Source organism: Spongiibacter taiwanensis, from assembly GCF_023702635.1.
Lineage (GTDB): Bacteria > Pseudomonadota > Gammaproteobacteria > Pseudomonadales > Spongiibacteraceae > Spongiibacter > Spongiibacter taiwanensis.
Window position 1 is genome coordinate 57,223 of sequence record NZ_CP098455.1, and the last position, 23,164, is coordinate 80,386.

The following is a 23,164-nucleotide window of genomic DNA, read 5'->3' on the forward strand; positions in this document are numbered from 1 at the left end:
GGGTCTTTTCTGGTTGATTGGATGTTTCTAGGTCAGTGAAACGCTTGTTTCTGAAGTGCAGCCGCGGTGCTTAGTCCATCCCAATGGTCATTTCGACCCTCCCGCCAGCCAGTAATCCACTCCTGTTTGAGTTGATGCTGGGTGTGGGGGCAACATTCTTTGGTCCTGCCGGCGATCCCGGCTGAATAACCACGTTGGTAAGCGCGCTCTGACATATCGCGTTTCTGTCTCTTCATAGGGCAACTGCCTCCGGTTTCAACGTGTTTCTTTCTGGATGTCAAACTACGGTTACATGAACAGCGTGTGTTTGAACGATATTGTTAAACAACGATTACTTGGAGATTTCGTCTCGTTGACAGGGGGTGTCATCGGAGACGAAGCTTCATGTAATCAAATTTTAACAACTGCCGTCGACTACCAATTTCTTCTAAAGCGAAGTGCCTTTATTCGGCTTTCGTCTAATTGGTAAGACGCTGATTCATAAGCAAGAAATGTACATGGGTAGTGGGTATTCTAATTGTCATGATTAAGCGGGTCGCGAAAAAAAATCGCTACGTCACAAAGCGGCGGATTTGCCAAGGTTTCAATAAGGCTGCCAAACCGAGTGCTCAGAGGAGCGGTGTATGAGCGATGTGCTCAATTTTCAGGCAAGTTGTCCCAAGGGCCTCGAGCTGCTTGTTGCCGATGAGGCAGCCCAACTGGGTTTTGCGGTCGGGAAGGAGTCGGTGGGTGGCGTTGAGTTACAAGGTAGCTTGGATAGTGCCTACCGTTTTTGTCTCTGGTCGCGGTTGGCCAATCGCCTGTTTCTCAAGTTGAGCCAATTTTCTGCGGGGGATGCACAGGCCTTGTACGCGGGAGTAAAGGCCATCGACTGGACGCAGCATGTTGCCGCCGGTGGCAGCTTGCTGGTGGATTTCAGCGGAACGAGCAAGGACATTCGCAACAGCCACTTTGGGGCATTGCGTTGCAAAGACGCCATTGTCGACCGATTTGCCGAGGCTGGTCTGGAACGGCCCTCGGTGGCAAAGGTTTCTCCGGATTTACGGATCAACGTGCGCCTACGCAAAGGCGAGGTCGTTGTGGCGATCGACCTAAGTGGTGACAGCCTACATCGACGCGGCTATCGCCAGGAGGGTGGGATGGCGCCACTCAAAGAAAATCTCGCCGCTGCCATACTGGTGCGTGCCGGTTGGTTGGGCATTGCCAGTCGCGGCGGCGCCTTGCTTGATCCAATGTGCGGCTCTGGCACCTTTCTGATTGAGGGTGCCATGATGAGCATGAATATTGCGCCCGGACTGGGCCGCCGCTATTGGGGCTTTAATGGTTGGCGCCAGCATCGCGCAGATATTTGGGATGCGATCCTGGAAGAGGCTGAGCAGGGGCGGCGGCGTGCCCTGGCCCGCAGCTATGCGCCGATGCTTGGCTATGACGCCAACGGCAAAACCGCTGCCATTGCCAGGCAGAACATCTCCCGAGCCGGGCTCGCGCGGCACATTGAAGTGTCCCGGCAGGAGCTGTCGGCCTTGTCGCTGCCCGGGCAAATTGAAAATCAAGGCTTGCTGATATGCAATCCGCCCTATGGCGAACGCCTGGGCGACGAGGCTGAGCTGGTGCATTTGTATCGCCATCTTGGCGGAGCAATGAAAAGCCAGTTTCTGCACTGGCAAGCGGGGGTCTTTACGGGTAATCCCGAGTTAGGTAAGCGCATGGGGATTCGCAGCCATCGCCAATATCAGTTCCTGAACGGTGAACTGCCTTCAAAGTTATTGCTGTTTGATATTCAGCCTGGGGCTTTCGTTCAGCAGCAGGCCGGCAAACCCAGAGCGGCGGATGTTGAGCCGGTGGTGCTCAGTGCCGGTGCCGAGATGTTTGCCAATCGACTGCGCAAAAATATCAAGCGCATGGCCAAATGGCGCCGGCGCGAGGGCATTGAGTGCTATCGGGTCTACGATGCCGACATGCCGGAATACGCTGTAGCGATAGATGACTACCAGGGACGAATTCACGTGTCGGAGTATATTGCTCCCACCTCGATCTCGGAGGACGCGGCGTTAAAGCGGTTGCGGGAGGTGATACAAGCCTGCGCTCAGGTCTTTGAATGCGCTGAAAGCGATATTGCCATCAAGGAGCGGCGGCGGCAGAAAGAAGGTAAACAGTACCAGCGCCGAGAGCAGCGCAATGAATTTATCGAGGTAACGGAAGGCCAGGCCACGGTGTTAGTGAATCTGCGGGATTTTCTCGATACCGGACTGTTTTTGGATCACCGGCCGGTGCGGCTTGAGATTGCCAAGCTGGCAAAGGGTAAGCGCTTTCTGAATTTGTTTTGCTATACCGCCGTGGCCAGCGTGCATGCGGGGCTCGGGGGCGCAATGCATACCACCTCAGTGGATATGTCGAACACCTACCTGCAATGGGCGCGAAAAAATCTCGCCCTCAATGGCCTCAGTGATGCGCGCCACCGCACGATACAAGAAGATTGCTTTGCCTGGCTTGCCAGCAACGATGGCGAGTACGACTTGATTCTGCTTGATCCGCCGACCTTCTCCAACTCCAAGCGGATGGAAGGTGTGCTTGATACTCAGCGAGACCATGCCCAGTTGATCAATGGTGCCATGGCCCGCTTGGCTCAGGATGGCTTACTGATCTTCTCAACCAACAAGCGTGGCTTTGAACTGGATACGAGTCTGGCTGAGCGCTACCAGATTGAAGACCGCTGCCGTTGGTCAATTGATGAGGATTTTAAAGGACGCAGTAAACCCATTCATTACTGCTGGTTTTTACGCCATAAATAAGCTTATGTGCTTTGGTGGTTAGCGACTAACCTGCATAGAATCAGCTATAAAAAAAGGCCCATTGCGTTGGCGCGCAACGGGCCTTTTTGCTGCTATTGCTAGCGGTAGATAAGTTCAGTAGCTGTAGCCGAGGCGCAGGCCGTAGGTGTCCAGGCCCCGGTTGTCATCGTCGTTGAGGATCGAGCCGTTGGAGATATGGTCGAAGTAAAAGCTTAGCGACATGCCATTGCTGAAGTTGTAGCCGAGGCTGGTTTCAAAGTGGAACAACACCCGAGAACCCATCTCGCGGCGCTCGGGCGATTCCTTTTCCAGGTCGCCGTCGTGCACGGCGAAGCCGCCGCCAATTTCAAAGAAAAACGGGGAGTTGCCGAAAAACGTCTGTGAGTTCAGGCCAGTGTAAATATAGCTTGTGCCGTCCGCGAGATTAATCACGGCGCCGCCGTGGGCATAAATACCCGCCCAGGAGTACTCGGTAAGAAAGTGGTGGTAGGCAATATTGATGTCGGGGCCGTCTTCCGTTTCGCTGGCGATGGGGCCTTTGTTGTGTGCCAACACACCGGCACGCCATTCGTGCTTGTGATAGTTGTCGGCAAAGGAGGCGGTGGAGGCGAAGAGGAGGGCAAAGGCGAACAATAAACGCGGCATAGTTAATCCATTAAATGCATGATTTCGGCAATATAATCATATTAAAAGACCAATGTCTCCCATCAATCTTCAATCAGGTTTGGTGTGCTGAGAATTAGCAAAAAATTGAAAAGAGAGAGGAAAAAATGCTGATTTAATTGGGGGGAGGTAGAGGGAGAAACAGAGAGGGGATAAAAAGGGAGCCCGGAGTGAGCCCCCTTCAAGGCATTCAGAGGACAGTGACGTTGGCCGCTTGAGGACCTTTCTGACCAGTTTGAACGTCGAATTCTACCGCTTGGCCTTCGGCCAGGGTTTTGAAGCCAGTACCGCTGATGGCGCTGAAGTGAACAAAAACGTCTGGGCCTGAATCCTGCTCGATAAAGCCGAAGCCTTTAGTTTCGTTGAACCACTTCACTTTGCCAGTGCTTTTAGACATGTTTTTACCTCGTTATGTGTATTTACCTTGGTTTGCATGAGCAGAGATAGGCAGGGTACTTATGAAACAGAACGAGGTACTTAAAACGACTTCGTGGTGCTTTTACATAAAACCGAGCTGCATCTATTTGCCAGCGAACTCATTATATACACACTCGCGAACGGCTTAGAAAGCCTTTTGGCCACTAAAACGTGAACTTTTTATTGCGTTTTTCTCGGTGGAAGTCCGCTGTGTTGAGTTAGCAAGCGGCCCTTGCCCGGTGCAGATTTGGGCTGCTTTTTCTTGGGTACCCAGTTTGCCGGTTGTCTGGGCGGGACCAGATGCCGCTTTCCATAGCCGATGAGATCTTTGCGACCCATGCTGAGCAGGGACTCACGGATCGCCGGCCATCCCTCCGGATCGTGGTAACGCAGGTAGGCTTTGTGCAGGCGGCGCTGCTTTAAGCCTTTTGCACTAAACACATCCTCACTTTTGCGTGTGACTTTGCGCAGGGGGTTTTTCCCGGAATAGTACATTGCTGTGGCGTTAGCCATTGGTGAGGGATAGAAGGCCTGTACCTGATCAGCCCTGAAGCCATTACGCTTTAACCACAGCGCGAGGTTCATCATGTCCTCGTCCCGGGTGCCGGGGTGAGCGGCGATAAAATAGGGGATGAGATACTGTTCTTTGCCCGCTTGTTTGGAGAACTTATCAAACATGGCTTTGAAGCGGTCGTAGCTGCCCATGCCGGGTTTCATCATTTTTGACAGGGGCGAATCTTCAGAGTGTTCCGGGGCAATTTTCAGGTAACCGCCGACATGATGGGTGACCAGCTCTTTGACATAGGCCGGGGTTTCCACCGCCAGGTCGTAACGCAGGCCCGAGGCAATCAGTACCTTTTTCACGCCGTCCAATTCGCGCACCCGACGATACAGACCAATCAGCGGGCTCTGGTCTGTGTCGAGGTTTTTACAGATGCCGGGATACACGCAGGAGAGCCTGCGGCAATTTTCCTCGATCTCCTTGCTCTTGCAGTTGAGCCGCCACATATTGGCGGTGGGACCACCGAGATCCGAGACCACACCGGTAAAGGCCGGTGTCATGTCCCGAATTTTCTCCACCTCTTTAACGATGGAGTCTTCAGAGCGACTTTGGATGATACGGCCTTCGTGCTCGGTGATTGAGCAGAAGCTACAGCCACCAAAACAGCCCCGCATGATATTCACCGAGAAGCGGATCATCTCGTAGGCCGGGATGCGGGCATCGCCATAGCATGGATGGGGGCGGCGCTGGTAGGGCAGCTCAAACACCCAATCCAGCTCTTCGGTGGTCAGTGGAATCGGCGGTGGATTGAGCCATACCTGTTGGTCGCCGTGGCGCTGCACCAGCGCCCGAGCGTTGCCGGGGTTGGTCTCCAGATGGAGGACCCGGGCAGCGTGGGCATAACTGACCGGATCGCGCTTCACCGTTTCGTAATCCGGTAGCCGGATCACGGTGGTGTCACTATCGGCGCCGGCTTTGCGCGCAACCCGTGGGTCGAGAATACGCACAGCTTGCACCGTGTCTGCCAGGGCGGGTGCGGCATCTTCCTGGGCGGTGCTGCAAGCCTCGGTGGCGTTGGTATCCACATAGGGGCTGATGATTGGATCGACTTTGCCCGGTAAATCCACATGGCTTGAGTCGATCTCGGTCCATCCGGCGGGGACGGACTTGCGCAAAAAAGCGGTGCCGCGCAAATCCTGAAGGTCGGCAATGGCTTCTCCCCGGGATAGTCGGTGAGCGACGTCAACGATCGCCCGTTCGGCGTTGCCGTAGAGCAGAATGTCAGCGCGGGCATCGAGGAGAACTGAACGGCGGACTTTATCGCTCCAATAATCGTAATGGGCGATCCGGCGCAGGCTGGCCTCAATGGAGCCAAGCACGATGGGGGTGTCTTTATAGGCCTCCCGGCAGCGCTGGGAGTAGACAATGACTGCCCGGTCAGGCCGCTTGCCGCCGACATTGTCCGGCGAGTAGGCGTCGTCATGGCGCAGGCGGCGGTCGGCGGTGTACCGATTGATCATGGAGTCCATGTTGCCGGCCGCAACGCCAAAGAACAGATTCGGCTGGCCCAGTGCTTTAAATGGCTCAGCGGATTGCCAGTCGGGCTGGGCGATAATGCCAACGCGGAAGCCTTGGGCCTCAAGTACCCGGCCGATGACCGCCATACCAAAGCTGGGGTGATCGACATAAGCATCGCCAGTGACAATGATGATGTCGCAACTGTCCCAGCCCAGAGCGTCCATTTCTGCGCGACTGGTTGGCAGAAATTCAGCGGTGCCGAAACACTCGGCCCAGTAACGGCGGTAATTGAACAGGGGTGTTGGGGACATAATGACCTGAAGATGGGGCTAAATGTGGCAAAAACGTATTGTACCGTATCAGTGGGGCTGCTGTATTCAACCCCTTTCAATTCATCAAATGCTGCCGTCATTCGGGGTGAGGTGCACTTGCCTGGCGCATAGGCTATTCTTGCGCGGCAGAAGGTCTGTCGGAGTCGACAATGTCTTGGTTAAACGCGCATATCGCATATTGGCACTGGATGGTGCTGGGACTGCTATTGGTCGCGAGCGAAATTTTTGTCCCCAGTTTTGTGCTGCTTTGGTTTGGCGCCAGCGCCGTCGCAGTGGGTTTGATTATCGCCGTGGTCGATTTGCACTTTGCGGTGCAGCTGGCGATTTGGGCGGTGCTGTCCTGCCTGGACCTGTTTATCTGGTTTAAATACGTCCACCCCAAAATGAAAAACAAGTCTCTGGCCGGCATGGCCCGGGAGCAAATCGTTGCTCAGGAAGGGATGGTGATTAGCAAAGGCGCCAAGTTTGGTCACGGGGTCATGCGCTTTTCGGTGCCGATGTTGGGTAGTGAAGAATGGTCTTTTATCTGCAACGACCCCATCGAAGTGGGCGACAAAGTGCGGGTTGAGGAACTGTCTGGCAATAAATTGATTGTGTCCCACGTCGAGTCGTCCCGTTAGGCGGGGTAGCGCGGCGTCTTTCTCACCAGACTCTTAAAGGGCTGAAGATATGGAAAGTCTCGCAGTAACCGGTGCTTTGCTGTTCATGGTGGTGGTCACCATTTCAATGGGTGTGCGCACGGTGCCCCAGGGCAGCAAATATATTGTGCAGCGTCTGGGCAAGTACCACTCCACCCTGGCGCCAGGTTTGAATTTTATTATTCCTTACGTGGACACCGTGGCCTATAAGATCACGACCAAGGATATTGTCCTGGATATCCCTTCCCAGGAAGTTATCACTGAGGACAACGCGGTGATCATTGCCAACGCGGTGGCCTATATCAACATTGTATCGCCAGAAAAGGCGGTGTACGGGGTGGAGGATTACACTCTGGCCATTCAGAATCTGGTACAAACTTCGCTTCGTTCCATCATCGGCGAGATGGCCCTGGACGCGGCGCTGTCCTCCCGAGACCAGATCAAAGCCAAATTGAAGGCGGCAATTTCTGACGATATTGCCGACTGGGGAATTACCCTGAAGACGGTGGAAATTCAGGACATCAGTCCCTCGCCAACCATGCAACAGGCGATGGAGGAGCAGGCGGCGGCCGAGCGCCAGCGGCGGGCGGCAGTCACCAAAGCCGAGGGCGAAAAGCAGGCTGCCATTCTGGAGGCAGAAGGGCGGCTAGAGGCTTCCAAGCGGGATGCCCAGGCGCAGGTTGTGCTGGCGCGGGCCAGCGGCGCGGCGATTGAGGCGATCTCGGCGGCGGTGAAGGGAGAAGAGTTGCCGGCGTTGTTTTTGCTGGGCGAGAAATATGCAGATGCCCTGGTGGAGCTGTCCAGCTCCAGCAATGCGAAAACGGTTGTGTTGCCCGCAGACCTGCCCCAGGCGCTCAAGGGCATTTTGAACAAGGCGTAGGAGTTTATGGAGCATACTTTAAGACTGGTTATCAGTTGTCCCGACCGGGTTGGTATTGTCGCGCGGGTGAGCCAGTATGTTGCCGAGCAAGGCGGATGGCTAACGGAAGCGAATTATCACGCTGACGCCGAAAGTAACTGGTTTTTCATGCGCAATGAAATTCGCGCAGCGTCATTGACCCACGGTGTTGATGCCTTTTGCGAAGGCTTTAAAGAGATTGCCGGCTCCTATGACATGGAGTGGCAGCTGGTGGATTCCAATATCAAACGTAAAGTCGTCATTCTGGCCAGCCACGCTTCCCATTGCATTGCCGATATTCTGCACCGGTGGCACAGCGGTGAGCTGGACTGCGACATTCCCTGCGTCATTAGTAACCACGAAAACCTGCGCAGTATGGTGGAGTGGCACGGTATTCCCTTTGAATATGTGCCGGTTACTCCCGAGACGAAAGTTGAGGCCCAACTCAAGATTATGCGGCTCACCCTGGCTGCCCAAGCCGACTGCGTGGTGCTGGCCCGCTACATGCAAATCATTCCGCCGGAGTTTTGTCAGGCGTTTCCGGGCCGAATGATCAATATTCACCACAGTTTCCTGCCGTCATTTATTGGTGCCAATCCCTATCAAAAGGCCTTTGATCGTGGGGTGAAGCTTATCGGTGCAACCAGCCATTACGTGACTGAGACCCTCGACGAAGGCCCCATCATCGAGCAGGATGTGATTCGGGTGAACCACCGACACAGCAAGGATGATATGGTGCGTTTGGGGAAAGACGTGGAAAAGGCGGTACTCGCTCGTGCCCTGCGCAATCACCTGGAAGATCGCGTGCTAGTTCACGGGAATAAAACGGTAGTGTTTGATTAGATTAGAAAAAAACCGATCGTCATAAAAATGTCATCAAGTGTCGATTTAATGCAGTCATGAAAATCGTCGTTAAAGGCTTATAGAATGAATGAAAAGACCATTCTGATTGTCGATGACGAGGCGGCTATTCGCGAGATGATTCGGGTCGGCCTCGAACTTTCCGGCTACCAGTGCCTGGAAGCCAGTAATGCCCAGGAAGCCCATGGCATTATCGTTGATCAGCGCCCCGACCTCGTTCTGCTCGACTGGATGATGCCAGTGACCAGCGGTATTGAATTGCTGCGCCGTCTGCGTCGTGAAGAGCTCACCAAAGACCTGTTGGTCATTATGCTGACCGCTAAGGACGATGAGGATAACCGCGTCCAGGGTCTGGACGTCGGTGCTGACGACTACATCACCAAACCCTTTTCCTCCCGGGAGTTGATGGCCCGGATTAAGGCAGTGTTGCGTCGCAGTGGCAGTCAGAGTGACGAGGAAAGTATTGAAGTGAATGGCTTGAAACTCGACCCGGCGAGTCACCGGGTCTTTGCCCACCAGGACCCCCTTGATATGGGCCCAACCGAATTCAAACTGCTCAAGTTTTTCATGACCCACCAAGAGCGCGCTTACAGTCGTGGCCAGCTATTGGATCAGGTGTGGGGAACCAACGTTTATGTTGAAGAGCGCACGGTTGACGTGCATATCCGCCGTTTGCGTAAAGCGCTGCAGACGGATCGTCAGGATTTCGGTCAGTTAATCCAGACCGTGCGAGGCACCGGTTACCGTTTTTCTGCGACTGGCATAAGCGCCTGACGACGCAATGCGGGATAGTGGCTGGAAGACCGAGCTGACTAAAGTCAGTATTCCCCTAATTGGCATTGCGTTGGTGTGCGCGCTGTTCCAAGTGGGTGTTTGGCCGCTGCTGATTGCTGCTATTGCCGCGTGTGCTTGGCTGTTGTTACAACTCAAAAAATTGAATACATGGTTACAGGGTGGCATGGACGGTGAGCCACCGGAGGCAACAGGTATGTGGGGACAGGTTTTAGATTCAATCTACGACCTGCATCGTCAGGGCGCCCAGGATCGGGCGCGTCTGGGCGCTACGGTGGAGTATCTGCGGGCGTCGTTTGCGTCTATGTCGGACGCCGTAGTGATGTTGGATGCAGCCGGTAATATTGAATGGTGCAATACCGCGGCAGTGGACTTGCTTGGGTTGCAGCACGAGGAGGACACGGGGCGCCAACTAGTCAACTTGATCCGTGCGCCAGCCTTTCTGCGTTATTTCGAATCAGAAAAATACAAAATGCCATTGGAGATGTCGTCTCCAGTCAATGGGCATATACAGCTGAGTATCAATATCAGTTTTTTCGGCCAGGGTAGTAGGTTGTTGTTTGCGCGAGATGTGACCCGGACCCATCGCCTCGAAAAAATGCGCAAGGACTTCGTTGCCAACGTATCCCACGAATTGCGTACGCCGCTGACTGTTATCAATGGTTATCTCGAAACCTTTGCCGAGCACGGTGGCGAAAACCCCCGTTGGGATCGGGCCATCGCTCAGATGCTGCAACAATCCCGGCGCATGCATAATCTGATTCAAGACTTGATGCTGTTGTCGCGGCTGGAAACGTTGCCGGCCTCCGAGCAAGAGCAGATCAGAATGCGCCCGCTGATGGAAATGATTGCCGAAGAGGTTTCGGCCGCGGCAAAAGGGGAGCGGGAGATTCGGGTTGAATGCGATGATGATGCTGACCTACGGGGTTGCTACGCTGAACTGCGCAGCGCCTTCTCGAACCTGGCGGTCAACGCTGCGCGGTACACCGAGGCCGGGGATCAAATTACTCTGCGCTGGTTTCAGGATGACTATCACGCCTATTTTGAAGTCGAAGACACGGGCATTGGCATTGAGCCGCAATACATTCCCAGGCTGACCGAACGCTTTTATCGCGTCGAGGAAAGTCGCTCCATCGACACTGGCGGTACCGGCCTTGGGCTGGCGATTGTCAAGCACGTGTTGATTCGACATCGCGCCGAATTGCGTATTAAAAGTGTCATATCCCAGGGCAGTTGCTTCAGTTGTGTTTTTCCAAAATCATTACTAATCAATAAGTTAAAGTGATTTTTTGGGTAGTCATCGTTTTGTAACATAACTGTAACAATTGGGGTTTAGAGTGCCCCCTTAGACGAGTTTACTGGTTTGAGGAGAGGTCCGTGAAAATCAAGCAAAGTCTAATGGCAATGGCGCTGAGTGTGACCGCAGGGTTCTCGCTGGCGGGCGCCGAAGTAGACCCCGGTCTGGCATCTTACGAGAAAGCGTCGGGTGTCGCCGGAAATCTCTCCAGCGTCGGTTCCGATACCCTCGCCAATCTGATGACCCTGTGGGCTGAAGATTTTAAGCGGCATTACCCGAATGTGAATGTGCAAATCCAGGCCGCTGGGTCGTCCACCGCGCCCCCAGCGCTGACCGAGGGTACCTCCAATGTCGGCCCAATGAGCCGAAAAATGAAGGATAAGGAAATCGAGGCCTTTGAAGGCAAATACGGCTACAAACCCACTGCCGTGCCTGTGGCCATTGATGCCCTGGCGGTGTTTGTGCACAAGGATAATCCGATCGAAGGTATGACGATTGCCCAAGTTGATGCGGTTTTCTCCAGCACTCGCCGCTGCGGCGCTGTAGAGGCGGTGCAGTCTTGGGGGCAGCTCGGAATGAGCGGGTCTTGGGTTGGCCGTGATATTCAGATCTTCGGCCGTAACTCGGTATCGGGAACCTACGGCTATTTTAAGGAAGAAGCCCTGTGTAAAGGCGACTTCAAAAATGGTGTTAATGAGCAGCCCGGTTCGGCTTCAGTCGTGCAATCGGTATCGACTTCGATTAACGGCATTGGCTACTCTGGTATTGGCTACCAAACACCCAGTGTTCGGCCGATCCCGCTGGCGAAAGATGACAAGAGTAGCTTTGTTGAAGCCACCGCAGAAAACGCGACCAAGGGAACCTATCCTTTATCACGCTTCCTTTATGTCTACGTCAATAAAGCGCCAAACCAGCCGCTGGCGCCGCTGGAGCGTGAGTTTCTTAAGCTGGTGCTGTCCCGTGAGGGGCAGGAAGTGGTGGTAAAAGACGGCTACGTGCCGCTGCCCGCCAAAGTGGTTGAGCGTATCTACGCGCTGCTTGAAATGTAAGCGGCACGGATGATGTTTTAAGGGTCGGCGCAGTGACTGCGGCGACCCTTTGTTTATCGTTCGGCAGGTTGCTGAAGTCATGGCATTGCGTGTCATGGTTTGGCAACCGAATTAACATAGGCTGGGTGGTTTACGTTTACCGCTCGGGCACCCATCAGGGCAACGTTGCATGAATTCTGCGGAAGTGAGAAATACCGCGTCGGCTTTCCGTCGTTGGCGCCAATTTAAAGACTCGGCTGCCGCGGTCACGATCACCGGCGGCGGTGTGGCGATTCTGTTCGCCATTCTGTTGATTTTTTTCTATCTCCTCTACGAAATCCTGCCATTGTTTCGCGCTGCCAGTATTGAAAAGCTGGCCGAATACCCGGCGCCAGCCGGCGGCGCAGCCTTGTATTTGGCAATGGAAGAGCAGGCCGAGGTGGGGTTTCGCCTAGACCGGGACGGCGCGGCTGTTTTTTTTGAAGTTGGCTCAGGGCGTGAGATGAAGCGCCAACAGCTCAATGTCGGCTCGGGTGATTTATCCAGTTTTACCATTGAGTCAGAGGTCAGCCGCGTCTTTGCGCTCGGTAGTGATTCGGGCGAAGTTCTCATTGCGAAACACGACTACCGTACCAGTTACCCTAACAACACCCGCGTCATTACGCCGCGGTTGAGCTTTCCGTATGGTGATGCGCCGCTGACATTGGCCGAGGGGCGTTCGTTAGACGCGCTGGCTGTAAATGATGGCGATGATGCGCTTGTTGTCGTCGGCGTTTCCGATGGCAAATTGGTGGGAAAACGCTGGCAAAAAGAAGAGGACTTCCTGACAGAGGAGGTTACGCTTGTGGAGGCGGCCCTGCCGTTACCGCCCCTGACAATGGTTGCGCAGTCTCTGTTGATCGATCCCGATCAGCGCTGGCTGTATGTCTTTAGTGAAAGTGGTGAGTTTCGTCTGATTGATTTACGTGCCGGTACGGTTGCCGACAAGGGGCATTTGTTTGAACGCGGCAACCTGAGCGATATCCGCTTTCTGCTTGGTGGTATTTCGATCTTGGCCGCATCCAGCGAGGGAGACTTGGCTCAGTGGTTTGTGGTGCGAGATACCGCATCGGCCAGTGGTTATCGGTTGAAAGAAATTCGCCAGTTCGATCGCTCAGCCGAAGAGGGGGTTTCGGCCCTGGTCACTGAACACCGACGCAAGGGTTTTCTGGCGTTGGGCAGTCAGGGCCAACTCGATATTTTTCACTCAACGGCCCACCGCCGACTGCTGAACGAAGCGCTGCCGCTGAAGCATCCAGCGGCGATGGCGATATCACCCCGGGCTAACCGCCTTCTGGTTGAGGGTGACGATGGCAATATTTTGGAATACGCGGTGCACAATGAGCACCCGGAGCTGTCGTGGTCAGCCCTTTGGGAAAAGGTTTGGTACGAAAGCTACTCTGAGCCCGCCTACGTCTGGCAGTCGTCCTCAGCGAGCAACGATTTTGAACCCAAATACAGTTTTGCACCGCTGGCATTTGGCACCTTAAAGGCGGCTTTCTATGCGATGTTGATTGCCGCACCGCTGGCGATTTGCGGAGCCATTTACACAGCGTACTTCATGGCGCCGACGCTGCGTCGCAAGATAAAACCCGTGATCGAATTGATGGAGGCCCTGCCTACGGTCATTCTCGGCTTTCTGGCGGGTTTGTGGTTGGCGCCCTTCATCGAAAAGAATATGCCGGCGGTATTCAGTCTGCTGTTGCTGATGCCCGTTTCGATATTGCTGTTTGCATGGTTGTGGTCCAAGTTGCCCGGCAAGGTGGTCAAACATGTGCCTGATGGATGGCACCCAGTGCTGTTAGTGCCGGTGATTATCGGCCTAGTGATGCTGTGTGTGGCGCTGGGCGCTCCCATGGAAAAGATGCTTTTTGATGGCGATATGCGGCGTTGGCTGACGCGTGATCTGGGGGTTTCCTTTGATCAGCGCAACGCCTTGGTGGTCGGAATTGCGATGGGGTTTGCGGTGATTCCAACGATCTTCTCCATCGCTGAAGATGCGATTTTCTCAGTGCCCAAACATCTTAGTCACGGGTCTCTGGCGCTGGGCGCGACACCTTGGCAGAGCCTGGTGGGTGTCGTGCTGCCCACCGCCAGCCCAGGTATTTTTTCTGGACTGATGATTGGTATGGGCCGTGCTGTGGGGGAGACCATGATTGTACTGATGGCCACCGGCAACACGCCCATTATGGATGCCAATATCTTTGAAGGAATGCGCACGCTGGCGGCGAATATTGCGGTCGAGATTGGCGAGACCGAAGTGGATAGCACTCACTTCAGGGTATTGTTCCTCGCGGCGTTTGTCTTATTCATGTTCACCTTCCTGGTGAACACCGTTGCAGAAGTGGTGCGTCAGCGTTTGCGCATGCGCTACGGCAACCTGTAATTGCTGGTGGAGAAGAGAAAAGCAATGAATCTACGCGGGCAACAACAGGACGGCTTTTTAAATTGGTGCAAGCGCGGCGAGCCGATGATTTGGGCCAACGCAGCAGCGGTAACGGTCAGCACCCTCGCGGTAATCGGCTTGTTAGTGCTCTTGGCGGTACGGGGATTTGGTCACTTTTGGCCATCTGCGGTGATGTCTGCTACCTACGCGCCGCCGGGGGAAGTCGCCTCGGCTCTGCTGGCAGAGCACGTTGAAACCGAATCTGTTCCCTTGGAGCAACTGCTTAGCGCTGGATACCCGCTGCCGGAAACCAAGCCCTTTGTCGAGCGGGCACTGGTAAAACAGGGTAACCGTGATGTTACTGGTGTTGATTTCAAATGGGTGCTGAGTGACTACCTCAGTGCCATCAGCTATCCGGAGTCGGTGGTGGTGATCGAGCGGCGGGAGTGGGGCAACTTCTACGGCTATCTCACCGCCATTCAAGAACAGGGAAAAACGCTGGAAATTGCCGATGCAGATCTGTGGCAGGCCTTTCAGAATAAAGTGGCTGCAGCAGATCTGTTGCATGAGCAGATTGAGCGAATCGAAAAACACGATATCGGCTCCATCAACCATGCCATGGAACGACTGCGGTTAAAGGATCGTGCGGCGGAGTTGGACTCCAGCTTGAGCGAGCAACAATTGCAGCGGGTCCAGGCCGCGAACGCCGAAAGTCGGGCCGAGCTGGAAGCGCAGTATCAGGTGCTGCAAAAGCGTTTGCAGGAACTCTATCGAGAGTGGCGGCAGGACAGTTTTACCGCCAAGACAGCCAGTGGTCGTGAAGTGACCATGCGCTTTGCCACGGTGGTTAAAGCCCACCGTCCCAACACCATGTCGGTGTTTGCCAAAACCGGGTTTTACTTCGAACAATTCTGGGCGTTTCTCAGCGAGGCACCTCGGGAAGCCAACACGGAAGGGGGCATTTTCCCGGCAATTTTTGGCACCGTCATCATGGTGTTGATCATGTCTGTGTTGGTGACACCCTTTGGCGTGATCGCTGCGGTCTATCTGCGCGAGTATGCTAAACAAGGCCTGATGACGCGCATCGTCCGTATCGCTGTCAACAACCTGGCTGGTGTGCCGTCCATTGTTTACGGGGTATTTGGGCTGGGCTTTTTTATCTATTTTCTCGGTGCCGAAATGGACAAGGCCTTTTTTCCAGAGGCACTGCCGGCACCCACCTTTGGCACCCCGGGACTCCTGTGGGCCTCGGTCACTCTGGCTTTGTTGACGCTGCCGGTGGTGATTGTTGCTACCGAGGAAGGCTTGTCGCGGATTCCCCGCAATCTGCGCGAGGGCAGTTTGGCGCTGGGCGCAACTAAAGCGGAAACCTTGTGGCGGGTGGTACTGCCCATGGCCAGTCCGGCAATGATGACCGGCTTGATTCTGGCGGTAGCCCGGGCGGCTGGGGAAGTGGCTCCGCTGATGCTCGTTGGAGTGGTTAAGCTGGCACCTTCATTGCCGGTCGATGGGAATTTCCCCTTTGTCCATCTGGACCAAAAATTTATGCATTTGGGCTTTCACATATATGATGTGGGTTTTCAAAGCCCCAATGTGGAGGCGGCTCGTCCCCTGGTATACGCCACAGCCTTGCTGCTGGTGATTATTATCGCGCTGCTAAACCTGAGCGCGGTGGGGCTGCGCAACCATTTGCGCGAAAAATACAAGTCGCTGGAAATGTAGGGCGGTACTGGCAATGGCTGCTAATTTGAAATCGGAAGCAAATATGACCAAATCTCACGCCATCGATCTGGATTCTCTGGGCCGTACTCGAAGCGAAAATGATATTCAGCGCGAGGAAATTGCGCTGACGGTGGAAAACCTGGATTTGTATTACAGCCAAAAGCAGGCGCTGTATGACATTAATATGGTGATTCCCCGGCGCAAGGTGACCGCGTTTATCGGTCCCAGTGGTTGCGGTAAATCAACGCTGCTACGCAGTTTTAACCGGATGAACGATCTGGTGGATGGCTGCCGCATTGAGGGCGCCATTCGCCTCGATGGCAACAATATTTACGAAAAGGGCGTTGATGTGTCGACCCTGCGCCGCCATGTGGGCATGGTATTTCAGAAGCCGAATCCCTTTCCCAAGTCGATCTATGAAAATGTCGCCTACGGGTTGCGTATTCAAGGTATTAACAAAAAGCGGGTGTTAGATGAGGTGGTTGAACGCTCGCTGCGGGGGGCGGCGCTGTGGGATGAAGTGAAAGACCGTCTCCATGACAACGCGCTGGGAATGTCGGGCGGTCAGCAGCAACGTCTGGTCATTGCGCGCACCATCGCGGTAGAGCCGGAAGTATTGCTACTGGATGAGCCTGCCTCGGCACTGGACCCGATCTCCACCCTGAAAATTGAAGAGCTGATCTACGAACTTAAAGATCAGTACACAATCGTAATAGTCACACACAATATGCAGCAGGCAGCCCGGGTTTCGGATTACACTGCATTCATGTACATGGGCAAACTCATTGAGTTTGATAATACCGACACCCTGTTTACCAACCCAGATAATAAGCAAACCGAAGACTATATTACCGGGCGCTACGGCTAATCAGCCGGCCGCCCACCGTGGGGTAAAACCCACAAGCGGGATATTTCATAGTCGAGGCAACACAGATACTTACGGGCGGGCAGTAATGAAAGAACGCGATCTTCATCACGCACATCACATTTCCCAGCAATTCAATACCGAGCTGGATGAAATCAAAACGCGAATGCTGGAAATGGGCGGCTTGGTAGAGAAGCAAGTTGCCGACGCCACAACGGCGTTTATGCTGCAAGACACCGGGATGGCTGAAGAGGTCAAAAAGGGTGACCGGCTGGTCAATGCCCTGGAGGTGTCCATTGATGAAGAGTGCACGATTATCCTAGCCCGGCGTCAGCCTGCTGCCAGCGATTTGCGCCTGGTGTTGTCGATCAGTAAAACGCTGAGTGATCTGGAGCGCATGGGCGACGAGGCCAGCAAGGTGGCTGACAGCTCGATCAAACTCAGCGAGTTGGGCGGCTTGCCGCGCAGCGTGCTGGAGATCCGCCATATTGGCGATCACGTGACGGGCATGGTGCGCAGTGCCCTCGACGCCTTCGCCAGGGTGGATGTCGACCTTGCCCTGCAGGTGGCCGAGGAAGATAACGCGGTAGACATGGAATACGGCACGGCGATGCGCAGCCTGGTGACCTACATGATGGAAGACCCGCGCACCATCTCTTCGGTGCTGCAAGTAATGTGGGCACTGCGCTCACTGGAGCGCATTGGTGACCATGCCCGCAACATTGCTGAGCATGTGATTTACCTGGTTAAGGGTGCCGATGTGCGCCATGCGGGTATTGATGAAATGGCGGCAACCGTTCAGCAGCAGTCGTAGCGCAAGTCGCTTTCGGTTAGGGCGCCGCTAGGCGCCGGGCCCCAGCGGCAAGCCCAGTCCCAGCCACAACAGCAGCAGTGCGCTCCAGCTCAACAGCAGGCAAATCGAGTAGGGCAGCATCATGGCCATGAGTGTGCCCATGCCAGCCGACTTGTCGTGACTCTGCATAAAGGCGACCACTACCCCAAAATACGGCATCAACGGGGTGATGATATTGGTGCAGGAATCGCCGATGCGATAGGCCATCTGGGTGGCCTCCGGCGGCAGGCCGAGCAGGGCCAGCATGGGCACAAACACCGGCGCCATCACCGCCCATTTTGCTGACGCGCTGCCAATCAACAGATTGATGGCGGCACTGGTCATAATAAATAAGAGCAACAGCGTGGTCTTGGACAGGGCCAACTCTCCCAGCCAACTTGCACCGCCAACCGCCGCCATGGCGCCAAGGCCCGACCAGGCAAAGTAATTCACGAACTGGGCGGCAAAAAACATCAGCACCAGATATCCCGCCAGCGTGCTTACCCCTTGCTCCATGCCCGCCACCCAATCATGGCTGCTGCGATATTTGCCGCTCAGATAGCCGTAAATAATACCCGCTCCCCCGGCATAAAGCGCAATCCAGATGACCAGGGTTTTCAGCAGTGGCAAGGCGGCAAGCCCATTGGGATCGGGATTGCGCAGCAAGCCGCCCTCGGGCAGAACCAGCGAAACCAGCAAGCCTGCAAAGGCGGCGGAGTATACCAGCAGCCAAATGGGTGCACGGCCGGACTCTGTGCTGAGGGGCTGGGCAGAAGCTTCAGTGGGTGGCTCGGGTTTGGCTAGGCGCGGTTCTACCAGGGTCTCGTTGACCAGCGCGCCCACCACGGTAATGAATACCGCTGAAATAGCGATAAAGAAATAATTGCCACTGGCCAACACTTCCCGCTGGGGATCGATTAGCCCGATCGCTTCGGTGGAGATGCCCGCCAGAATCGCATCGACTGGCCCGAGCAATAAGTTGGCGCTGAACCCGCCCGATACGCCGGCAAAGGCCGCGGCGATGCCGGCCAGGGGTGATCGACCGGCGGCGCGAAAGATCAGTGCTGCCAGCGGAATCAGCACGACATAGCCAGCGTCAAAGCCGATACTGGAAAGGACGCCAGTGAAAACAATCACCGCACTCAAACTGCGCGGCGGCGCCCGGTGGGCCAGCGACGCTAACACCTTGCCCAACAGGCCGGAATGCTCGGCGATGGCGATGCCCATAATTGCCACCACAACTGGGCCGACTGGAGCGAACTGGGTGAAATTGCTCACGGCGCTGGTCAACATCCAGCGCAGGCCGTCTTCGCTCAGCAGGGATTTTGCGGTGAGGGACTGGCCGGTGACAGGGTGGGTTGCGGTCAGACCGGCGCCTTGCACCAGAGCGGATATCACCACCACAGCGAGGCAAAATATCACAAACAGCAGTACCGGGTTGGGCAGTCGGTTGCCTGCTGCTTCGATGCCATTCAACCAGCGCTGGCTCAGGCTGGGTGACGATGGGTGACTGCGCATGATTCCACTCCCGGTCTAACAATCCTGTATCATACCGGCACATTTTACCGCTGGGCAGCGTCAACGGCGGGTCATTGAGAACGCGATTGTGGATCACCCCTCGTCACAGCATCCCCCAGCAAAAATCCTGTTCGCGCTCTACCTTGCCATGATGGCAGTGGGAATGGGGCAAACCGTGGTGTTTGCGATTGTGCCGATGCTCGGGCGCGAAATGCATCTGGATGAACTGGTCTTTCGGCTGCCGTTGCTTGGTATCCAGTTTCAGCCTCGGGAGCTTGCGATTACGTCGCTGTCGGCCATGGCTGCCGTGATCTTCTTTTTTGCCGCCCCGTTTTGGGGGCGTCTGTCGGACCGCTTGGGACGTAAGCCGGTCATTTTGATGGGGCTGTTGGGATACGCCCTGGGCTCGACGGTTTTTAATCTAGCCTCTTACGTTGGTTTGTCCGGCCTGCTTGGCGGTGCCGCCCTGTACTTCCTGTTGGTTGTCAGTCGGGCGTTCCATGCGCTGGTAATGTCTGGCACCCACCCCGGCGCTTCGGCTTACATGGCCGATACGACGAGCCCCAGCGAACGTACCAAGGGAATGGGGCGACTACAGGCGGCAAATCAGCTCGGTGTGATGATCGGCCCTGTGCTTGCCTGGTTTGTGCACTTCAGCTTTCTTGCCCCGTTATTTGTTCAGGCAATATTGGCTTTGTGTGCCGCCGTTTTGGTCTGGCGATTCCTACCGGCCTTGCCGCCGCCACCGCAGGAAACGGGTGAGCGTCGCCGTCGGATGTCCTATTTTGATCCTCGCTACCGCCTGTTCATCTTGATTGGCTTCACGGTGTTCAGTCTGGTGGCGATGGTACAGCAAACACTCGGGTTTTATTTTCAGGACACGCTGGGGGTGGATAGTGTGCGGGCAGCCCAGTTGTTCTCGGTGGCGATGGTGGTGTCCTCCGCAACCATGTTAATGACCCAGTTTTTGCTGGTTCAACGGGTCCGCGCCAAGCCGATAACACTGCTTGTCAGTGGTATGCCTTTTAGTTTCTTGGCCTACCTCATGTTGGCCAACGCCACCCAGCTCAGTCATCTCATGCTGGCAATGTCGATGATTGGCCTGGGCATGGGCCTCACTGGCCCCGCGTTTACCGCGAGTGCGTCGCTGGTAGTCGAGCCCCGGGAGCAAGGCGAATTGGCGGGCATGCTCGGCTCAATTATTGGTTTGGGTTTTGTATTTGGGCCGCTGCTGGGTGGCGCGCTCTACAGTGTATCGAGCCATTATCCTTACTGGGCAGCGGCCCTGGTCATGTTGGTCATGTCGCTGCTGCTGACCAGGCATTGGCGGCGGCAGTGGTTTTCTGGTAGCGGCGGCGCTGTCTAATTTCTAAACAGATTTCGCCGACCGGCGGGATTGCTATCTCTCGGCCTGTTTCAACAGATTTATCCACAAGCTTATTCAAGATATCTGGGGAAAAGTCATTTTTATGACAAATGCTCAAATTTTGCGATGCGACACCTAGATGTGGTCAGATTTTTATCTTTAATACAGGGTAGGGGGATTGGTTGCTGCAGGAGTGTGTTTTGTCTTGCCTTTGCGCGCCAAGTTGATTATCTCTGTATAACGCAGTGATTTGAGCGCTGCGTCACAATATTGGCTTGCAGCTCGCGTTGGCCGCAAGGCAGAGACAGGAGGAATTCATGGATCGTATCACGGCCTCTTCAGTCGCATTGCTGACCTGCGGTCTGCTCAGTGCGCCTTTGGCGAGCGCTCTGGGGGTAGGGACTGCGTCAATGGAGTCAAAGTTGGGTGAGCCGCTACGGGTCAAAATCCCGATCTACGGTGCCCAGGGCTTGAGCACCGAGCAGGTATTGGTCAGGCTTAACCCCGCATGGGATTCGTCCTCCGAGAGCGCGATGGGCGGGGTCAACGTCAGTGGTCTAACGGTGGAAAGCCAGATTGACGAAAATGGCCAGGGGCAAATCTGGCTGACGGGCAAGGAAAATGCCCAAGAGCCCTTTGTTAATTTCAGTGTCGAGTTGCGTTGGCCCAGCGGTGCACTGACCCGGGAGTACACGCTTTTGCTGGACTTGCCGGGCTTGGTGTCGATATCCCCGCCACCTCAGAAGCGCCCGGAGTCTCCCCGCCGCGAAACACCGTCCGTTCTGCCGTCACCGACCCGCAGAACACCGACTCCCGAGCGATCCGCTTTCGTGGCCACCACCGAGAATTATCGAACCCGACGGGGCGATAGTCTGTGGGCTATCGCCTCGCGGTTACGCCAGTCTCGGGGCGGCAACATCAATACCCTGATGGAGCAGATTTTTGCGGCCAACCCCGATGCCTTTGTGGGCGGTAAGCCTTCGCTGCTCAAAGAGGCTGTGTCCCTCGACCTGCGCCCCAGTTCATTAAACGCCGCGACGCTGCCAGAGCAGGGGCAAAGGGCGGATGCTGCTGGCGCGGCGAATGTGGCGGTGGCAACCGCGGCCGCGCCAACCGCGACCCAGAGTCAGCAGGCAGCAGAGGAAAATCGTGCCGATGGCAGCCCATCAATCGTGGGGGCAGGTGCTGAGCAGCCGGAGCGAATTGCCGAACCCTTTTCAATTACCGCCGATGCTGTCGGCTCGGAGTCTGCCGCAGAAGTGCAAATGTTGCAGCAGAACCTGGCGCTGATGTCCGAGGATATGGCGGCCATGCGCGCTGAGCTGCAGGCCGTGCGAGACGAGCTGGCCCAGGTACGGGCAGAGAAATTAGCCCTGGAAAGCCGCGCGGTTGTGCAAGGGCAAGAGGAGGCGGAGGCAAGCCTGCCGGAGGCTCCGTTAGCGCCACAGGTCAAAGCAGATAATGGCACCGGCTTCTCTGGCTGGCTGCTGGGTCTGGGCGCCAGCGTTGCAGTGGCGCTGCTGCTCTTGCTGCTGCGTCGACAGCGCAAAGAACCCGAGCAAGACGCGCCATTGCCAGCATCTGCGCCAGTGGAGTCCGATAACTTTGATGAAGTTTTCATGGACATTGGCAACCTGCCCAAAGGCGCTGCGCCTGAAGGGGCGGCCCAAGCGACATCCTCTGCAACAGAGGCGGAGGTGCCTTCTCAAGAAGAGGCGGTCTTCGACCTCGACTTTGGCGAGGTGGAGGACGTGGCCGTGTCACTGCCAGATTTGGGCGATACCAGCGAATTGAGCACCCAGCTCAGTCTGCTGGAGTTTTATGCCCAATTGGGGGATAGTCCGGCCTTTGAAAGCTTGCTGGCACAGATCGATCAAGCTGCGTTGTCGCCGGAGAACCTTGATGTCATTAAACAGGCCGCGGAAAGTCTCGAGCAACAAAAGCAGTTGCGCGCCTGAGGACACCCTTACCGAAGACGGCTGCCAGCTGATTTATAGCAACGCAGATTTTATTGTTGTTGATAAACCGGCTGGCAGTAACCTCCATCGAAACGACCGGGGTGAGAGCCTGGTTGACCGCTTGAAAAAAGCCCTCGGCCTCAACAGCCTATTTCTTGTACACCGCCTGGACGATGATACCTCAGGGCTGCTGATGCTGGCCAAACACCCTGCAGCTGCACAGGAGTTTGGCCGGCTGTTTGCAAATGATGGTGTTGCCAAGTGCTATGTCGCCCTCGCCGACGGCAAGCCAAAGAAAAAGCAGGGCAGGGTGGTTGGCGATCTGCTTAAGGCCCGCAATGGCAATTATCGCCTCAGCCAGGACCGCGTTAATCCTTCCCGTACCCATTTTTTCAGTTATTCCCTCAGCCCAGGCCGACGACTTTATCTGCTGCGACCCTACACCGGAAAAACCCACCAGTTGCGGGTGGTGATGAAGAGCCTCGGGGTGCCGATTCTGGGGGATCGGCGCTACGGCCCTGCGGAGCAGCAGGGCTGCTGGGATCGGCTATATCTGCATGCTTATTCGCTACAGTTTTCACTGGCCGGGCAGCCCTATGAATTTCAGCGACTGCCCACAGTGGGGCGCGAATTTGCCGTTGGAGCCTGTCAGGCGGCCTTGTTAGACTTGGCGTCGCCCTGGTCGCTGGCCTGGCCCGATCGTTCGTGCCGCTAGCGCGCCGCCAGGCGAAAGATTCTGA

The 23,164-nt window shown here is 55.6% G+C and carries 19 protein-coding genes; 14 read left to right on the forward strand and 5 right to left on the reverse strand.

Annotated features, from left to right (window positions below; translation table 11 throughout):
* Positions 1-32: 32 nt before the first annotated feature.
* On the reverse strand, positions 33-236 hold the full coding sequence (rmf, locus tag NCG89_RS00270; RefSeq protein ID WP_251087774.1) for a ribosome modulation factor: 204 nt from the start codon (positions 234-236) through the stop codon (positions 33-35).
* 387 nt (positions 237-623) lie between these two features.
* Here rmf and rlmKL point away from each other — a divergent pair, with 387 nt between their 5' ends.
* The gene (gene rlmKL / locus NCG89_RS00275) at positions 624-2,792 is read left to right on the forward strand and encodes a bifunctional 23S rRNA (guanine(2069)-N(7))-methyltransferase RlmK/23S rRNA (guanine(2445)-N(2))-methyltransferase RlmL (RefSeq protein ID WP_251087775.1); all 2,169 of its coding nucleotides are present in this window, start codon (positions 624-626) and stop codon (positions 2,790-2,792) included.
* Between the two features lie 114 nt (positions 2,793-2,906).
* Here rlmKL and NCG89_RS00280 read toward each other — a convergent pair whose 3' ends face one another.
* The 3 genes from NCG89_RS00280 to NCG89_RS00290 all read right to left on the reverse strand — a co-directional run bounded on the left by NCG89_RS00280 (position 2,907) and on the right by NCG89_RS00290 (position 6,203).
* A complete protein-coding gene (locus NCG89_RS00280) occupies positions 2,907-3,437 on the reverse strand; it encodes an acyloxyacyl hydrolase (RefSeq protein ID WP_251087776.1) in 531 nt (176 codons plus the stop codon).
* Positions 3,438-3,645: 208 nt separating this feature from the next.
* The gene (locus NCG89_RS00285; RefSeq protein WP_251087777.1) at positions 3,646-3,852 is read right to left on the reverse strand and encodes a cold-shock protein; all 207 of its coding nucleotides are present in this window, start codon (positions 3,850-3,852) and stop codon (positions 3,646-3,648) included.
* Positions 3,853-4,052: 200 nt separating this feature from the next.
* The gene (locus NCG89_RS00290; RefSeq protein ID WP_251087778.1) at positions 4,053-6,203 is read right to left on the reverse strand and encodes a YgiQ family radical SAM protein; all 2,151 of its coding nucleotides are present in this window, start codon (positions 6,201-6,203) and stop codon (positions 4,053-4,055) included.
* A gap of 170 nt (positions 6,204-6,373) precedes the next feature.
* Here NCG89_RS00290 and NCG89_RS00295 point away from each other — a divergent pair, with 170 nt between their 5' ends.
* The 10 genes from NCG89_RS00295 (at position 6,374) to phoU (ending at position 17,564) form a co-directional block, all read left to right on the forward strand.
* On the forward strand, positions 6,374-6,844 hold the full coding sequence (locus NCG89_RS00295; RefSeq protein ID WP_251087779.1) for an NfeD family protein: 471 nt from the start codon (positions 6,374-6,376) through the stop codon (positions 6,842-6,844).
* A 49-nt stretch (positions 6,845-6,893) separates the two neighbouring features.
* Complete coding sequence (locus NCG89_RS00300; protein WP_251087780.1) at positions 6,894-7,742, forward strand: SPFH domain-containing protein; 849 nt, start codon at positions 6,894-6,896, stop codon at positions 7,740-7,742.
* A gap of 6 nt (positions 7,743-7,748) precedes the next feature.
* Positions 7,749-8,603 (forward strand): formyltetrahydrofolate deformylase, encoded by an 855-nt coding sequence (gene purU, locus NCG89_RS00305; RefSeq protein ID WP_251087781.1) that lies wholly within the window; start codon positions 7,749-7,751, stop codon positions 8,601-8,603.
* A gap of 84 nt (positions 8,604-8,687) precedes the next feature.
* The gene (gene phoB / locus NCG89_RS00310) at positions 8,688-9,395 is read left to right on the forward strand and encodes a phosphate regulon transcriptional regulator PhoB (protein WP_251087782.1); all 708 of its coding nucleotides are present in this window, start codon (positions 8,688-8,690) and stop codon (positions 9,393-9,395) included.
* Between the two features lie 7 nt (positions 9,396-9,402).
* Complete coding sequence (gene phoR / locus NCG89_RS00315) at positions 9,403-10,698, forward strand: phosphate regulon sensor histidine kinase PhoR (protein ID WP_251087783.1); 1,296 nt, start codon at positions 9,403-9,405, stop codon at positions 10,696-10,698.
* 92 nt (positions 10,699-10,790) lie between these two features.
* Positions 10,791-11,759 carry a PstS family phosphate ABC transporter substrate-binding protein gene (locus tag NCG89_RS00320; RefSeq protein WP_251087784.1) on the forward strand — a complete coding sequence of 323 codons (969 nt, stop codon included), beginning with the start codon at positions 10,791-10,793 and terminating at the stop codon, positions 11,757-11,759.
* 169 nt (positions 11,760-11,928) lie between these two features.
* Complete coding sequence (locus tag NCG89_RS00325; RefSeq protein ID WP_251087785.1) at positions 11,929-14,163, forward strand: ABC transporter permease subunit; 2,235 nt, start codon at positions 11,929-11,931, stop codon at positions 14,161-14,163.
* 24 nt (positions 14,164-14,187) lie between these two features.
* Positions 14,188-15,885 (forward strand): phosphate ABC transporter permease PstA, encoded by a 1,698-nt coding sequence (gene pstA / locus NCG89_RS00330; protein WP_251087786.1) that lies wholly within the window; start codon positions 14,188-14,190, stop codon positions 15,883-15,885.
* A gap of 43 nt (positions 15,886-15,928) precedes the next feature.
* On the forward strand, positions 15,929-16,753 hold the full coding sequence (pstB, locus tag NCG89_RS00335; protein ID WP_251087787.1) for a phosphate ABC transporter ATP-binding protein PstB: 825 nt from the start codon (positions 15,929-15,931) through the stop codon (positions 16,751-16,753).
* 85 nt (positions 16,754-16,838) lie between these two features.
* The gene (gene phoU / locus NCG89_RS00340) at positions 16,839-17,564 is read left to right on the forward strand and encodes a phosphate signaling complex protein PhoU (RefSeq protein ID WP_251087788.1); all 726 of its coding nucleotides are present in this window, start codon (positions 16,839-16,841) and stop codon (positions 17,562-17,564) included.
* A gap of 27 nt (positions 17,565-17,591) precedes the next feature.
* Here phoU and NCG89_RS00345 read toward each other — a convergent pair whose 3' ends face one another.
* Complete coding sequence (locus NCG89_RS00345; protein WP_251087789.1) at positions 17,592-19,100, reverse strand: AbgT family transporter; 1,509 nt, start codon at positions 19,098-19,100, stop codon at positions 17,592-17,594.
* An 88-nt stretch (positions 19,101-19,188) separates the two neighbouring features.
* Here NCG89_RS00345 and NCG89_RS00350 point away from each other — a divergent pair, with 88 nt between their 5' ends.
* The 3 genes from NCG89_RS00350 to NCG89_RS00360 all read left to right on the forward strand — a co-directional run bounded on the left by NCG89_RS00350 (position 19,189) and on the right by NCG89_RS00360 (position 23,139).
* A complete protein-coding gene (locus NCG89_RS00350) occupies positions 19,189-20,466 on the forward strand; it encodes an MFS transporter (RefSeq protein ID WP_251087790.1) in 1,278 nt (425 codons plus the stop codon).
* A 317-nt stretch (positions 20,467-20,783) separates the two neighbouring features.
* Complete coding sequence (locus tag NCG89_RS00355; protein ID WP_251087791.1) at positions 20,784-22,424, forward strand: type IV pilus assembly protein FimV; 1,641 nt, start codon at positions 20,784-20,786, stop codon at positions 22,422-22,424.
* Positions 22,369-23,139 carry a pseudouridine synthase gene (locus NCG89_RS00360; protein WP_251087792.1) on the forward strand — a complete coding sequence of 257 codons (771 nt, stop codon included), beginning with the start codon at positions 22,369-22,371 and terminating at the stop codon, positions 23,137-23,139. Before NCG89_RS00355 ends, NCG89_RS00360 begins: the two co-directional genes overlap by 56 nt.
* Positions 23,140-23,164 lie beyond the last annotated feature (25 nt).

Excerpts from the sequence above, each read along its gene's own strand:
- rmf (WP_251087774.1), bottom strand. The coding sequence starts at position 236 with ATGAAGAGACAGAAACGCGATATGTCAGAGCGCGCTTACCAACGTGGT.
- rlmKL (WP_251087775.1), top strand. The coding sequence starts at position 624 with ATGAGCGATGTGCTCAATTTTCAGGCAAGTTGTCCCAAGGGCCTCGAG.
- NCG89_RS00280 (WP_251087776.1), bottom strand. The coding sequence starts at position 3,437 with ATGCCGCGTTTATTGTTCGCCTTTGCCCTCCTCTTCGCCTCCACCGCC.
- NCG89_RS00285 (WP_251087777.1), bottom strand. The coding sequence starts at position 3,852 with ATGTCTAAAAGCACTGGCAAAGTGAAGTGGTTCAACGAAACTAAAGGC.
- NCG89_RS00290 (WP_251087778.1), bottom strand. The coding sequence starts at position 6,203 with ATGTCCCCAACACCCCTGTTCAATTACCGCCGTTACTGGGCCGAGTGT.
- NCG89_RS00295 (WP_251087779.1), top strand. The coding sequence starts at position 6,374 with ATGTCTTGGTTAAACGCGCATATCGCATATTGGCACTGGATGGTGCTG.
- NCG89_RS00300 (WP_251087780.1), top strand. The coding sequence starts at position 6,894 with ATGGAAAGTCTCGCAGTAACCGGTGCTTTGCTGTTCATGGTGGTGGTC.
- purU (WP_251087781.1), top strand. The coding sequence starts at position 7,749 with ATGGAGCATACTTTAAGACTGGTTATCAGTTGTCCCGACCGGGTTGGT.
- phoB (WP_251087782.1), top strand. The coding sequence starts at position 8,688 with ATGAATGAAAAGACCATTCTGATTGTCGATGACGAGGCGGCTATTCGC.
- phoR (WP_251087783.1), top strand. The coding sequence starts at position 9,403 with ATGCGGGATAGTGGCTGGAAGACCGAGCTGACTAAAGTCAGTATTCCC.
- NCG89_RS00325 (WP_251087785.1), top strand. The coding sequence starts at position 11,929 with ATGAATTCTGCGGAAGTGAGAAATACCGCGTCGGCTTTCCGTCGTTGG.
- pstA (WP_251087786.1), top strand. The coding sequence starts at position 14,188 with ATGAATCTACGCGGGCAACAACAGGACGGCTTTTTAAATTGGTGCAAG.
- pstB (WP_251087787.1), top strand. The coding sequence starts at position 15,929 with ATGACCAAATCTCACGCCATCGATCTGGATTCTCTGGGCCGTACTCGA.
- phoU (WP_251087788.1), top strand. The coding sequence starts at position 16,839 with ATGAAAGAACGCGATCTTCATCACGCACATCACATTTCCCAGCAATTC.
- NCG89_RS00345 (WP_251087789.1), bottom strand. The coding sequence starts at position 19,100 with ATGCGCAGTCACCCATCGTCACCCAGCCTGAGCCAGCGCTGGTTGAAT.
- NCG89_RS00355 (WP_251087791.1), top strand. The coding sequence starts at position 20,784 with ATGGATCGTATCACGGCCTCTTCAGTCGCATTGCTGACCTGCGGTCTG.
- NCG89_RS00360 (WP_251087792.1), top strand. The coding sequence starts at position 22,369 with ATGTCATTAAACAGGCCGCGGAAAGTCTCGAGCAACAAAAGCAGTTGC.